The sequence below is a fragment of the Xanthobacter sp. AM11 genome, assembly GCF_047444035.1.
GTDB lineage: Bacteria > Pseudomonadota > Alphaproteobacteria > Rhizobiales > Xanthobacteraceae > Xanthobacter.
Genome location: NZ_JBLAOA010000001.1, coordinates 1,923,014 through 1,937,068, shown reverse-complemented (window position 1 = coordinate 1,937,068; position 14,055 = coordinate 1,923,014). Strand labels below are relative to the sequence as shown.

Annotated in this window: 7 protein-coding genes; 1 reads left to right on the top strand and 6 read right to left on the bottom strand. The window is 73.5% G+C overall.

Translation table 11 applies throughout. From position 1 onward, the window contains the following. Window position 1 precedes the first annotated feature (1 nt). The 3 genes from pbpC to ACI7BZ_RS08890 form a co-directional block, all read right to left on the bottom strand. A complete protein-coding gene (gene pbpC / locus ACI7BZ_RS08900; protein WP_414116809.1) occupies window positions 2–2,098 on the bottom strand; it encodes a penicillin-binding protein 1C in 2,097 nt (698 codons plus the stop codon). Continuing rightward, the gene (locus ACI7BZ_RS08895; protein WP_414116808.1) at window positions 2,095–7,392 is read right to left on the bottom strand and encodes an alpha-2-macroglobulin; all 5,298 of its coding nucleotides are present in this window, start codon (window positions 7,390–7,392) and stop codon (window positions 2,095–2,097) included. Before ACI7BZ_RS08895 ends, pbpC begins: the two co-directional genes overlap by 4 nt. 230 nt (window positions 7,393–7,622) lie before the next feature. Continuing rightward, entirely contained in the window at window positions 7,623–8,213 is a 591-nt protein-coding gene (locus ACI7BZ_RS08890) for a glycosyltransferase (protein ID WP_414116807.1), read from the bottom strand. A 247-nt stretch (window positions 8,214–8,460) separates the two neighbouring features. Between ACI7BZ_RS08890 and ACI7BZ_RS08885 the strand changes: the two genes are divergently transcribed. Continuing rightward, window positions 8,461–8,721 (top strand): hypothetical protein, encoded by a 261-nt coding sequence (locus tag ACI7BZ_RS08885; protein WP_414116806.1) that lies wholly within the window; start codon window positions 8,461–8,463, stop codon window positions 8,719–8,721. Between the two features lie 15 nt (window positions 8,722–8,736). On the opposite strand, the gene ACI7BZ_RS08880 is transcribed toward ACI7BZ_RS08885, so the two are convergent. The 3 genes from ACI7BZ_RS08880 to ACI7BZ_RS08870 all read right to left on the bottom strand — a co-directional run bounded on the left by ACI7BZ_RS08880 (window position 8,737) and on the right by ACI7BZ_RS08870 (window position 13,988). Beyond that, complete coding sequence (locus ACI7BZ_RS08880; RefSeq protein ID WP_414116805.1) at window positions 8,737–12,198, bottom strand: AAA family ATPase; 3,462 nt, start codon at window positions 12,196–12,198, stop codon at window positions 8,737–8,739. Then, window positions 12,195–13,475: a metallophosphoesterase family protein gene (locus ACI7BZ_RS08875; RefSeq protein ID WP_414116804.1), complete on the bottom strand. Its 1,281-nt coding sequence runs from the start codon at window positions 13,473–13,475 to the stop codon at window positions 12,195–12,197. The genes ACI7BZ_RS08880 and ACI7BZ_RS08875 overlap by 4 nt, the downstream gene beginning before the upstream one ends. A 321-nt stretch (window positions 13,476–13,796) precedes the next feature. Continuing rightward, window positions 13,797–13,988, bottom strand: a complete 192-nt coding sequence (locus tag ACI7BZ_RS08870) for a hypothetical protein (protein WP_414116803.1) — start codon at window positions 13,986–13,988, stop codon at window positions 13,797–13,799. Window positions 13,989–14,055: the final 67 nt, after the last annotated feature.

The window sequence follows — 14,055 nt, the reverse complement described above, 5'->3', positions numbered from 1 at the left end:
GCTATTCCACCCGCACCATCACGCTGTCGGTCAGGCCGGCGGCGTCGATCACGGTGAGGCGGGCGAAGCCGCGGCCCTGCGGCGTCCAGAACAGGGTGCGCCGGTCCTCGGCCCGGGCCACCGGCCGGCCGTCCAGGAGCAGGGTGAGGGGAAAGGTCCCCCCGTCCACCTTCAGGGCCAGCGCCTGAGCATCGGCACCGGCGACCCGCGCACCGTCGGGCGGAAACACCACCTGCAGCGGCTCATCCTGCCGGGTGCGGCCGAAATGCCGCTGCGGCGGCGGCAGGCGCGCATTGCCGGCCATCAATGCCCCCTTGGGCGCCGGCCCGAGCCCGGCCGGCGTGCGCACGATGCGGGCGAAGGCATCGAACAGCAGCGGCGCCGCCGCAGCCCGCCCGGTGAGATCCGCCACCGCCTGCCCGTCCGGCCGCCCCACCCAGACGCCCACGGTGCGTCGCCCGTCGAAGCCCACCGCCCAGGAATCGCGATAGCCGTAGGAGGTGCCGGTCTTGAAGGCGATGCGCCCGCCCAGGGCATTTTCCGGCGCGGGCGTGCCCAGCAGCGATTGGCCCACATACCAGGCGGCCACCGCCTCCACCAGGCGGGCGCGGCGCGGCGGCGCCAGCATGGCGTCCTCGCGGCGGAACACCGGCGCCTGCGCCTCCCCGCCCCGCGCCAGCGCCGCATAGAGCATGGTGAGGTCGATAAGGCGGATGCCCACGCCGCCGAGGCCCATGGGCAGAGCCGGCGCGGCCCCGGGCGGCAGTTCCAGCCGTGCCCCCGCCTGCTGCAGACGGCTGGCGAGGCGCTGCGGCCCCACCGCCTCCAGAAGCCGCACCGCCGGCACATTGAGGGACAATTGCAGCGCCTTGCGCACCGAAAGGGTGCCCTGGAAGGTGCGGTCGAAATTCTCCGGCCGCCATGCGCCGAAGCGCGCGGGCCGGTCCTCGATCAGGGTTTCGGGATGGGCGATGCCGTCCTCGAACGCCAGCGCATAGATGAAGGGCTTGAGGGTGGAGCCCGGCGAGCGCACCGCGCGGGCAAGGTCCACCTCCCCGGCCCGCGCGCGGTCGGTGAAATCGGCCGAGCCCACATAGGCGCGCACTTGCGAACTGTCGTTGTCGAGCACCACCATGGCGGCGGACAGGCCCCGGCCGAGAGCGCGGGTGCGCTCGCGCAGGAGGTCCTCCAGCCGCTCCTGCAGCGCGCCGTCGAGGGTCAGCCCATGGCGCACCAGCGCGGGGCGGGCCGCCGCCATCTCCCCGGTCAGATGGGGCGCCAGCTGCGGCAGGGGCCGGCGCAGGGCGGGCACCGGCTCGGCCTTCGCCACCCGTACCTCGTCTGCGGAAAGCAGGCCTTGGGCCGCCAGCCGGTCCAGCACCCGGTCACGCGCCGCCCGCGCCCGCGCCGCATTCCGATCCGGCCGGCGGGCTTCCGGCGATTGCGGCAGAGCGACGAGCAGGGCGGCTTCGGCCAGGGTGAGGCGGCGCGGCTCCTTGCCGAAATAGGTGAGGGCGGCGGCGCGCACCCCTTCGACATTGCCGCCATAGGGCGCGAGGGTGAGGTAGAGGCCGAGGATTTCCGCTTTGGTGAGGCGGGCCTCCAGCTGCACCGCGCGGCGCATCTGGTCCAGCTTGGCGCCCAGGGTGCGCGCCCGCGGCGGTGTGGTGAGGCGGGCCACCTGCATGGTCAAGGTGGAGCCGCCGGAAATCACCCGGCCGGAGCGGGCCGCCTGCCCCACCGCGCGCAGCAGCGCCAGGGGATCGACGCCCGAATGCCCTTCGAAGCGGCGGTCCTCATAGGCGAGGATCATGGCCAGCAGGCGCGGGTCCACGTCCGCCGCGCCGGCGGCGAGGCGCCAGCGGCCATCCGACAGCGCGAACGGCCGCAGCAGGCGGCCGTCCCGGTCCAGCACCTCCACCGACACCGGCGCCTGCGGCGGCGGCGGAGCCCCGGCCCGCACCAGTGCGAGGCCGCCCTGGACGGTGCCGGCCACAACCAGGGCGCCGGCCAGAACCGCAAGGCCCAGCCGGCGCCACCACCGCCCGCCGGAGCGCTTGGGTGGTCCGGCCGGGTCTGCTGGCGAGGTCGCGCTCATCGGCCCGGCGCCACCTCCAGGCTTCCCGCCGCGGTGCGGGCGAAGCGGTCGGGGCGATACATGTCCTCCACCATGGCGGGGGGATGGGCATAGCGGCCGGGCGACACCGCGCGCACCACATAGGCCACCACGAAGGGCTCGTCGCCCTCCTCCCGGGTCACGGCGGCGACGAAGCGGTCGTCGCGGAACTCCACGTGGCCGGCCTCGCTGGTGGCATCCAGCCAGGCGAAGCCGCCGTCCTCCCCGCCCTGGATCAGATTGGGGTTCTCGATCTCGAATCCGGCGGGCAGATAGTCCACCAGGAGGGTATCGGCCAGCGCGCCCTGCGCCTCGCTGAAGCTCAGCACCACCGCGAAGCGCTGGTTCTGCACCGCCTTCGAGGGGTCGGCCGGCTTGCCGTCCAGGGTGAAATAGCGCCGTTCCAGCGTGTAGCCGCGGGCGATGGCCGGCTCCGGCGCCACCGGGGCACCGTTGACGGACACCACCATCTTCACCGGCTCGGTGCCCACATTCTTCACCGTCACCGGCCCGCGGTCGAGATCGGCGCGGCCGAGCTTGCGGCCGAACGGGCCGCGCAGCAGCGTGCCGTCCACCTCCAGCGCCATGTTGGCGGCGCTGGCCACGAGGGAGCGGGCGGCGAGGACGAGCCAGGCATTCTCCTGCGTGGACGTGCGCTCGGTGCGCACCCGGGCCGCATCCACCCGCGCCATGGCCGCGTCGGCGAGCTTCTCCAGCCCCGCCTCCCGGGCCAGCACCGTGAGGGCGGCGGCATCGCGCAGCACCGAGCCGAAATCCGCCCGTCCCGCCACCGGCGCGCCGGGATTGGCAGGCAGCCCTTCCATCGCCACGGTGAAGGCCCGCTCCGCCCGGCTGCGGTCGCCCAGCAGCGCGAGGGCGGCGGCCACCTGCCCCTTGGCCAGCGGGGTGGCCAGATCCTTCAGCCGGGTGTCGGCGAGGTAGCGCAGGTCCCCCAGCGGCGCCCGCCCGTTGCGGGCGAGCACATAGAGGGCATAAGCGGTGTTCTCGCCCTGGGCGCGCATGTCGGCGCCGGCGAGGTTCACCACATTGCGCAGCCGGTCCAGCGCAAGGGCGAAGGCCGGCTGGGGCACGGCAAAGCCTTTCTCCTTCGCGCGGGTGAGGAAATCCACCACATAGGCGTCGAGCCAGGTGTCGGTGCCGCCCGCCGTCCACAGGCCGAAGGAGCCGTCCGCCCCCTGCCGGGCCAGCACCCGCACGATGGCGTCGCGGATGCGCCCGTCCGCCTCCGGGTCCGGGGCACGGCCCACCAGCACGCTGAGATCGTTGTAGGACAACAGTGGCAGGGCGCGGCTGGTCACCTGCTCGGTGCAGCCATAGGGGTAGCGGTCGAGGGCCGCCAGCAGGGCCGGCACGTCGATGGCGCTGGAGGGGGTGACGCTCACCGCCACGCTGCCGGTGCCGGGCAGGAGATCGGCGATGAGGTCGCGCGAGACGGCGAGGCTCTCCCCGGGGCCGAGATTGCGCACGGTGCGCCGCTCGATGTCCGGGTAGGCCGGACGCACCACCATTTCAAAGCTGCGGGTGATGTCGATCCCCTGCCCCGTCAGCCGCGCGGTGACGGTGGCGGGGCCGACGCCCCGGCCTTCCAGCGGCAGGCGCAGGGCCTGGCGTTGCTTCGCCGCCAGCGTCAGCGGCGGGGGCTGGCTGGTCACCGCGGCGGCGCCGGTGGCCGACAGGTCGAGGCGATATTCCCCTTCCGGCGCCTCCACATTGGTGAGGTCCAGGTTGAGGGTGGAGCGGTCGCCGGCGGCGAGGAAGCGCGGCAGGGTGGCGAGCATCACCACCTTGTCGCGCACCACCACGTCGGTGGCGGCATGGCCGAGCTTGCCGGCGCTCCAGGCCATCGCCATCACCCGCGCGGTCCCGTCGAAGGCGGGCACCGGGAAGGAGACGGTGGCGGTGCCGTCCGGCCCCACCGCGACGATGCCGGAAAACAACGCCAGCGGCGGCCCGGCGGGCGGGCTGGTCTTCAGCCCCTCCTCCCCGCCGTCGCCGCCGGAGCGCAGCCGGCCGGCGGCGCCCTGCATGCCGTCGATCAGGGCGCCGTAGAAATCGCGGATCTCCGGCGCAAGGCGCCGTTGGCCGAAGATGGCGGCGTCCGGGGCCGGCGGCTTGTAGCCGGTGAGATTGAGGATGCCCACATCCACCGCCGCCACCGTCACATAGGCCGCCTCGCCGGCAGCAAGGCCGCCGATGCGCACGGGAATGGAAAGGGTGGCGTTGGGGCGCATCTGCGCGGGCGGGGCCAGCTCCACATTCAGCGTGCGCGCCTCGCGGTTCACCGAGAACCAGGCGAGGCCGATGGCGCGGCCCGGCATGCGGCTGGCGGCCACGTCCAGCGGGCGGTGCAGGAAGGCGACCAGATAGGCCCCCGGTCCCCAGCCATCGGCCACCGGGAAGCTCACCTTGTTGGCGCCGGGAACCACCTTCACCAGCTTCTGCGCCAGCAGGCCCTCGTTCAGCACCAGCACCGAGGCGGTGCCGGCGGTGCGGGCGGTGAGGGTGGCTTCCAGCGTGTCGCCGGTGGCGTAAGCGGCGCGGGCGAGGCTCAGTTCCAGCTTGTCGGGGGTCTCCGCATTGCCGTCGCCGCCGAAGCCGGCCTCGAACGGCACGCTGGTGAGGGGCAGCCCGTCGCCGATGATGTCGAGGCGGTAGCGACCATATTGGGTGGGCACGGAAAGGCGCGCGGGGCCGTCGGCGATCGTGTCGAGCCGCCCTTCGGCCACGCGGGTGACGATCTTCACCGGCTCATAGTCCCAAGATCCGCTCACCCGGTACCATTGGTAGCGCGTCTCGATGCGCGAGAGCTTCCAGGACAGGCCGGGGGCGGCCAGCAGCCTGTCGTCGGCGCCGGCCACCACCACGTCGAAGCTGGCCGCCTCGCCCTCCCGCACCCGGTCGGTGAAGAGCGGCTTCACGCCGATCTGGCTGCCGGCGGGGGCCACCGGCAGCACGATGGTGCGCTGGACCGCGCGCCCGCCGCTCTCCACCAGCCGCACGATGGCTTCCATCTCCAGCGGGCGGGCGGTGCGCGGCAGCTCGGAGGCGCCGAGGCGCAGGCTGGCGCGGCCGCGCGGGTCGGTGCGCGGGGCGTCCGCCACCGGCTGGCGCTCGGCCAGCACCTCGTCTTCCCCGTTGCCGAAGGCATAGCCGGCGAAGCCCGGCCGCGCCGCGGCGGCGCGCAGCTCGGCCTCGGCCTCCACGTCGAGCCCGGCGGCGGGGGCGCCGAACAGGAAGCGGCCCTCCACCAGCACCTCCACCGGGCGGTTGCGCGGCAGGGCGGGCTCGCGGGCGGTGAGGTTGAACTCCACCCGGTCGGGAACATAATCCTCCACCAGGAAGGTGACCTCGCCGATGGGCGGGGCCTTGGGATCGGTCAGCGCCTTCACCCGCCAGGTGCCGGTCATGGCGCCGGCCAAAAGGGGCAGGTCCACCGTGCGCCCGCCGGCGCCCTGGTCGGGCACCGCCAGGCGGCGGTCGTCCACCCCGTCCGGCCGCACCATCTGCAGCGTCAGCGGCACGCCGGCGGCGGCGCGACCCTGCGCATCGCGCAGCAAAGCGGTGAGATGCACCGTCTCGCCCGAGCGGTAGACGCCGCGCTCGGTGGCGAGGAAGGCGTCGAGCCCTGCCGGGGCCTCGCGGCCGGCGACGCCGCGGTCGGTGAGGTCGAAGGCCGTGTCCTTCAGGGAGAGGAAGGCGTAGTCGCCGCCATCGGTGCGCGCCACCACCACTTCCGGCGCCAGCCCCGCCGGCCCGCGCGACAGGCCGGGATCAAAGCGCACATAGCCGTCGGCGTCGGTGCGGGCGGTGCCCAGCACCTCGTTGGAGCGGGCGACGAGGCGCACCTCCGCCCCCGCCATGGGCTCGGCGCTGCCCAGGGCGCGCACCAGCACATGCACGCCGTCCTGCGCCGAAAGGGCGGTGAGACCGAGGTCGGAGACGATGAACCACTGGGTGGCTTCGGTGCCGTACTCGTCGTCCGTGGTCCCCTTTTCCGGCGCGGCGGTCATCACATAGACGCCGGGCTCCAGCCGGCCCACCGCCTCGGTCACCGGCACGGCGGTGGTGACCTCCGCATTGAGCGGGCTGTCCACCTCCAGCACGCCGGAATAGATGGCGATGGCGGTTCCCTCGGCGAGGCGCTCGCGCACATAGGTGTCGAGCCCCTGCCGGAACTCGCCCTGGATGGCGGTGGGCACCAGGCTGCGGTCGCCGATGCGCAGGATGTTCACCTTCACCGCGCTGGCATTCACCGAAGTAAGGGGAATGCCCTTCTGCCCGGTGCGCGGCAGCACGTAGTTACGGCCGCTGAAATGCACCGAGGGCTGGCGGTCGCGCACATAAAGGGAAAGCTCCGTGGCGCGGCGCAGGCGCTCGCCGGTGGCCGAAGGCACGCCGGGCCGCACGGCGACGACATAGCGCTCCCCGTGCTTCAGGCCCTCCACGCAGATCTGCCGGGCTTCGGCGGTGATGGCGGGCTTCGCCATGCCGGCCACCTGCACGAAGGCCGAAAAATCGGTGCCGGCGGCGAGATCCTCGGAGAATTGCACGCAGGCGCGCGGGGCGGCGGCGTCGGATTCCACCGTATAGTCCACCAGGCGGAAGCCGTGCTCCTCCTTCAGCTTCTCGTAGAAGGCGCGCTCGGCGGGCGTGTCGCGCAGCTCCAGGGCCAGCTTCAGCGTGTCGAGGGCGGCGTTCCACAGGCGGCGGGTGGCATAGATCTGGCCGATGAGCGTCAGCGCCTCGCCCTCCTCCGCCCGCGTGGTGGCGCGGCGATAGGCGATGAAGGCGGCTGCCAGGGCATTGTCGGAGAAGGTGTAGGCGTCCTCATTCTCGTTGGGCTTGATGGCGTTGAGCGCGCGGGCGAGGCGCAGCCAGACGCCGGCATCCTGCGGTTCGGCCACCGCAAGGCCGGCATAGAGCTCGGCCGCGGTGCGGGCATCGTTGCGCTGGAAGGCCTGGGCGGCGTCGCGGCGCGCCCGGTCGAGGGGTGGGGCGGGAACGGTGGCCTCGCGCCGCAGCAGGCGCTCGTAGCGCCGCGCGCCGCTCACCAGGTCCGAGCGCTGGAAGGTCTTGAGGCCGGCGGGACGCGGCGGCAGCGGCGTCTGCGCGGCCGGGGCGAGCGCGGGACGCTGGGCCTGGGCATAGTCCCGGGCGGCCTCGGCGGCCGCATCCTGGGCGGCAGCGGGCATTGCCGCGCCAAGGCAAAGCCCGGCGAACAGGCTGAGGGACAGGAGACGACGGCGAAGGTCCATGGACCGCTCCCTCGGTGCTGAAGCACCGTTGCGGGCGGCGGGCGTGCGCTGCGGAGGACGCGAAGGCGTGCGTCCCGCAGATCGTGCGACCGGCCCCCTTGCGAGAAATGACCGACCGGCTCCCGCCTTCCGTCTTCCACGGCAGGCAGGTCCGACCCCGCGCCGCCATCTATGCGCAACCCGGGCCGTTCGCCAAGGGGAGAGTTTGGGGAGCGGCGGGGTCGCGCCGTTCAGGCGCCCGCGCCCGGCAGCAGCACATGCGGCCGCAACAGGTGGATGCGCCGGCGGCCGATGCGCGCCACGAGCCGCCGCTCCGCCTTCACCCCCGAGGGGTGGCCGCCGAGCTTGTCATAATGCTTGCGGGAAATGACCAGCCCCTGCGCCGGCGTGGGAAGGCCCAGCAGCGCCAGGCGGGCCACCGCCATGGCCTCGCCGAGGCGCGGGCCGATGCCGTAGCCGTCCACCGCAAGGCGGAAGGTGGCGGCGAGGCGCTCGGCCTGCCCGCGTCGTTCCGCCGTTTCGATGAAGGTGGCCACCTCCCGCGCCCAGCCCTCTTCCAGGATGGAGCCGGGAGACAGGAACATGAGCCAGCGGCCGCGCGCCTGCGCCGCGCCCTGCCGCAGGCGCACGCCCACGTCGTTCACGGAGGGCAGGAAGACGCATCCCGCCGCATCGGCAATGGTGGCGGTGCCGTCGGTGGAGCCGCTGTCCACCAGCGTCACGTCCCGCAGAATCCCCGCGGTAACCCCCTGCACCAGAGCGGACAGCGCCGGCACGAGTAGGTGTTCGCAGTTGTGCGTTGCAATGATGACGGACAGCAATGGAAACGTTCCCTTGCGCTATTTGCGAGCTATACCGCCGCGATGCGGCCGCGTCGATGCCGCATCGCACCATGGCGAGCAGAAAGCACATGTGGTGGCCGCACCGCCGGGCCGAAGCCCCGGGCTCCCGCAGCACGGCGCGGCATGATATGCAGAATACCAGTCGGGACCGTGCGGCAGACGCTCCCGGCATCAGGCTGAGATGTGCCCGCCACCGGAGCGGGCCGCGACAGGGATGCGCCCGAGCATGGATTTCGAAAGCTGGGACAAGGACGAGGCCGGTCGGCTGAAGGTGTGGCCGTTGCAGGCCTTCACCACGGCGGTGTTCGACGGCGCCACCGGCGGGGTGCGGCTGGAAGTGGGCGTCCCCAAGCCGGGCAAGCCCTCCCCGGCGGTGCAGGTGGCCATGCCGCCGGACCTCCTGCGGGCCTTGGCCGCCGCCCTCCTGGAAGTGGCGGACGCCATCGAAGGCACCGCCGCCGGCCCGGCCGAGGCGAAATCGAACTGAGGGCCGGATCGCGCCTCAGAGCCGGATGACCTGGCACCCCTCCCCCACCGCGCGCGTCGCCGCATCGGCCACATAAGCGTGGTGGGTGAAGACGATGACCTGCGTCAGCGCGCCAAGCTCCGCCAGCAGCTTCAGCCCGGCCTCGGTGCGCGCCTCGTCGAAGCTCACGAACAGGTCGTCCGCCATGAAGGGCAGCGGCGCCGCACGGCGGGCGTGCTCCTCGATGGCGGCGATGCGCAGGGCCAGGAAAAGCTGGTCGGCGGTCCCCTCGGACAGGTGGTCGATGCCGTGAGGGGTGCCATCACGCAGCGCGGCGAGACGTGGGGTTTCCTGGTCGTAGTCGATGCCGATACCGCTCCATTGCCCCAAGGTCAGCGCGCCGAAGGCCTGCGAGGCGCGGGTGACGATGGGGTTCTGGTGCTGCTCGCGATAGCGCTCGATGGCGCGGGCGAGCAGGCGGCTGGCCACGTGGCTGCGGGTGAAATCCTCCACCGCCTCGGCCATGGCGGCAAGGGCGTCCTGCTCATCCTGCGCGGCGCGGGCGGCGCCTTCCCGGGTGTCCAGGGCGGCCAGCGCCGCGCGCGCCTCCGCGTCGCGCTCCACCGCCCGGTCGCGCCCGGCGCGGGCGAGCGCATGGGCCGCTGCGGCATCGGCGGCGCGGGCCTCCAGGGTTGCCGCATCCGCCCCCGCCACGGCGGTCCGCACCGCTTCAAGGTCGCGGCCGCGCGCCATGTCCGCGAGCCGCCGCTCGGCCGCGTCGCGTCGCGCGGTGCAATCGGCGGCGCGCTCCAGGCGCGCCAGCAGCCCCGGCAGCGTCGGCGCCGGCACATCTCCCGCCATCTGGCAGGCGGCCGAAACATCGGCCTGGGCGCGGGCGAAATCCTCCTGGGTCTGCGCCACCGCGGCGGTGCGGACGGCGAGGGCGGCGCCCGCCGCGTCCGCCCGCGCCTGCGCCGCCTTGGCCGCCTCCAGCCGCTGCCGCAGCCGCCGCGCCGTGGCCGCGGCATCCTCCCCCTCCCCTTCGCCCGCTCGCCCGGCAAGATCGGCGACACGGGTACGGAACACGGCCTCGTCGCGCAGGATGGCGCCGATGCGGTGCTCGGCGGTGGCAAGGGTGGTCGAAAGGGTGGCCGCCGAGCGCCACAGGCCGGTGGCGGCGCGCACCTCCTCGGCCGGGGCCATGGCGCGGATGGCGAGCTGCGGCAAAAGATCGGCCGCCTCGGCCGCCAACTGCCGGCTTTCCTCATCCAGCGCCCCCCTGCGGCGCGCCAGTTCATCCCGGCGCTGGGTGAGGCGGGCAAGATCGCGGGTGCGGTCGCGCGCCTCCTGGTGCCGCTGCTCCAGCCGGGCGAGGGCGTCGCGCAGCTCCGCCATGCGCAGCGGCGCGGCATCAAGGGGCGGCAGGCCGAGATCGCGGCGCAGCAGCTCCGCCGCGCGGCGATCCAGCGCCACGGCGGCGCGGGCCGCCTCCCCTTCCGCCTCGTCTCCCACCAGTGCGGCGCGGGCGGCGCAGATGGCTTCCACCTCGCGCAGGAAGGCCACCGCACGGGCATCCGCCGGCTGGAACATGCCGGCCGGCGCCCACAGGGCGGCCCAATCCTGCGCCGCGGCGGTGCAGCGGGCCTCGGCCTCGGCCAGGCGGGTGGCCAGGGTGGCGAGGCGCACATCCAGATCGGCAATCTCGCGTTCCGCCTGGGCCAGCTCGGCCAGCCGACGGCTCTCGCGCTGGCGCTCGTCGGCCACATGGTCCGCCCGCGCCAGCGCACCGTCGAGCTGGACGGCCGCCTGCCGGTCCGCGTCCTGCGGCGCGCGCTCGGCCAGGACCACCGGCCGCAGCTGCTGCCAGAGCGCATCACGGGCGGCGCGGGCCGCTGCGACGGCGGCCTCGGTGGGCGCGGTGCCGTCCCCGTCGAGGGTGGCGCGCCGCGCCTGCGCCAGGGCCTTCTGCTCGGCAAGGCCGGCGCGGGCCTCCTCCAGCCGCGCCCGGGCATCGGCGGCTTCGTTCACCGCCCGCAACAGCGCCTCGGCGGCGGCAAGGGCGGGAAAGGGGGCAACCGCCAACCCGTCGGCATCCATGCCCGAGAGGCCAAGCCGCAACATGCGCTCGCCCAGCGCCGCGCGCGCGGTCTTCAGCCGGGCGAAGGCCGTGGCCAGCGCCTGCTCGCGGGCCTCCGCCCCATCCAGCGCGGCAAGGCGGCGGCGCAGGGGCTCGGGGTCTTCCACCGGCCCCACGCCGGCCCGCGCGGCCTCCAGCTCTGCCGCCTCGCGGGCATGGGCCTGAAGGTCGCTGGCCAGCGTCTCGGCCCGCAGCGCCCGCGCCTTGAGGCGATCGGCGAGGGCATCGGCACGGGCGAGCACCGGCGCCGCAGGCATGCGCGCCCGCAGCGCCTCCCCATCGGCAAGGCCGAGGTCGGCGGCGATGCGGGCGAGGCCGGCACCGGCCTGGGCCGCCTCCTCCCGCCGCCGGGGCAGATCGGCGCGCGCCTTCTCGATGGCGGCGCGTTCCTCGTCGCAGGCGGCCACCAGGTCCGCCAGGGGCAGGATGGCTCCGTCCACCGCCACCCCGCCATGGGCTTCCGCCGCCCGTGCGGCTTCGGCCGCGGCGCGGGCGAGGGCCGCCTCGGCCGCCTCCAGGGCGGCAAGGGCGGCTCGGGTGCGGGCGGGAAAGCCCGCGGGCACCTGTGGCAGCGGGCCCATGGACGCCAGCTCGGCGGTGTCGGCGTCGATCTGGCGGAGCGCGTCCACGGCACGCCACAGAAGGTCCGCCCAGCCGGCCGCCTGCCCGGCGGCGCCTTCGGCCTCCACCGCGGCCGCGCGGGCGGCGGCGGCCTCCTGCGCGGCCTTGCGCAGGGCGCGCACCTCGTCTTCCCGCACCTCAAGGTCACGCACCTGCTTGCGGGCGGCGGCGCGGGCGTCGGCGGCCCGGTAGAAGGCGTTGCCCGCCACCTTGCGGCCGGGCTTGTAGGCGCTCGCCGCGCGCCCGGCGAACTGGTCCCGCATCTGCGCCACATGGCCCAGGCCGGGCGCCGCGGCGATGAGGGTTTCGGCAAGGTCGCCGCCCCCGGCCAGCAGTTCCCGCCCGCCCTTGCGCAGCCGGTCCTGGTCCAGCCCGAAGATGTCGAGGAAGCCGGCCCGCCCATGGGCGCCGAGGAAGGGGGCGAGGCAATCGTCCGCCAGGGGCGCCTCGTTCTCGGGGTCCACCAGCGGCGCCTTGCGCCGCTTCAGCCGCACGAAGGAAAAGGCGCGCCCGTCCTGCGTCACCGTCGCGGACAGGCGCATATCCTTGTAGTCGTGCAGGAAATTGAAGCGCGAGCGCTCGTCGATGCCGAACAGCACGTCGCAGGCGGCATTGAGCGCCGTGGTCTTGCCGGCCTCGTTGGCGCCGAGGATCACCACCAGCCGCGCCGCCGGGTCGAAGGCGAGGTCGCGGTCGGTGAAGCGGCCGTAGCGGTCGAGGCCGAGGTGGGAGAATTTCATCGGCCGGCCTCGGCGTCGGGGGCCACATCGCACAGGCCGGACAGGATTTCGTCCCGGGCCGCGGCCAGAACCGCTTCCAGGTCCGCCTCCTCCGGCCGCAGGGCGTCGGCCACGCCGCGCTCCATGAGGTCGAGCGCCTCGGCCGGGGTCTTCGACCGCAGATCGGCGAGGATGGCGGCGATATCGGCGCGGAAATCGGGGTCCGCCGCCACCTCGGCAAGGATGGCGTCGAAGCCGGCCACCGCCGGCTCGCCGCGCGTACGGGGCGCGCGGGTGTCGAGGCGCACCTTCTCGATGAGCACGTCGGCGGACACCTCATAGGCATGCGCCTGCATCTCCTCGCCCACCTGCCCGGCGGTGGCGACGAGATGGGCATGCAGCGGGGTTTCCCCGGAAAAGCTGAGCCGCAGCGCCAACGGCCGCCCTTCGGCGCCGGACACGGCGGCGGCGATGGCGGCGCGCGCCCGCAGCGCGATTTCCGCCTCGTCCCCCACCCCGGCGAGGTCGATCACCGCATGCTCGAAGCGCGCCGCATCGAGGGTCAGGGCCTCCATGCCGGTGATGCGCCCGCCGGCCACCTGCACCAGGGTCGCGCCCTTGGGTCCGGTCTCGCGGGCGTGGCGGCCCTGCAGGTTGCCGGGAAAGACGATGGCGGGGTGCTGCAACACCACCTCGCGGCGGTGGATGTGGCCGAGGGCCCAATAATCGTAGCCGGCGCCCGCCAGTTCCTCCACCGTGCAGGGGGCATAGGTGTTGTGCCCCTCCCGCCCGGTGAGCGAGGTATGCAGCAAGCCGATGTTGAAGGCCCCGGCGACGGCGGCGGGATAGGTGCGCGCCACATTCTCCGGCACCGCGCGGTTGGGGAAGCCACGGCCGTGCAGCGCCACCTCGAAATCCGGCAGGCGCACGGTTTCCGCCCGCGTGTCGGGAAACAGGTGCACATTCTCCGGCAGCGGCAGGTCGCGGCTCATGGTGGAGGCGGCGTCGTGATTGCCGCGGATGACGAACACGCGGATGCCGGCGCGGGCGAGCCGGCCCATCTGCCGCACGAAGACCTGCCCCGTGGCATAATCCTTCCAGTCGCTGTCATAGACATCGCCGGCAATGAGCAGGAAGGCCACGCGCTGCGAGATGGCCGCCTCGACGAGATTTTCCAGCGCCCGGCGGGAGGCATCGAGGAAGGCGGCCGCCTGCGCGCCGCGCCGCGCCAGACCGCGCAGGGGGCTGTCGAGATGGATGTCGGCGGCGTGCAGGAAGCTGAAGGCGGGCGCGGGCATGGGCGGGCGGCGACTCACCATAAGGCGGAGGCCGGCACCTTAGAGCGCGATCCGCTCGAATTGAACCAATTTGATCGGTGAACCGCCCTCTCACTTAAGGAGAGAGAAGGCGTTATCCGATCCTTTTGCGATGCAAGCTGATCGGCGCGTGCTCTGGTGGATCAAAGAGTTGGGGTTAGACCTGCTTGCGACAGATGGGCTCCATCTGTCGCGGTCTAACCCCTAGCGCCCAACCCTGGGCTTGTCCCATGGCGGCCGCCCGTTTCGGCCGGCACGCTGCCGTTGCCCATGCGGTCTCGGGGCGGGCGCGTCGGGCGGCCCTCAGGTCTTCGGGCAGGGCACTTCCTTGTAGACCGCATCGGCGAACTGCTTCACGCCCACGTTCACGCGCAGCGGCGATGTCCAGGTCTGGTAGGTGACGATGCCACGGGTGATGGCGATCACCTTGTAGTTCTCGATCCCCTTGGTCTTGTAGCATTTGCCGGCTTGAATATCTTCTTCCTTCAAAGGCATCGAAAAGGTCCCGATCAAGGCGATTAAGAAACGATGCCAGTATGATCGCTCCGCCGCACCTGATCAA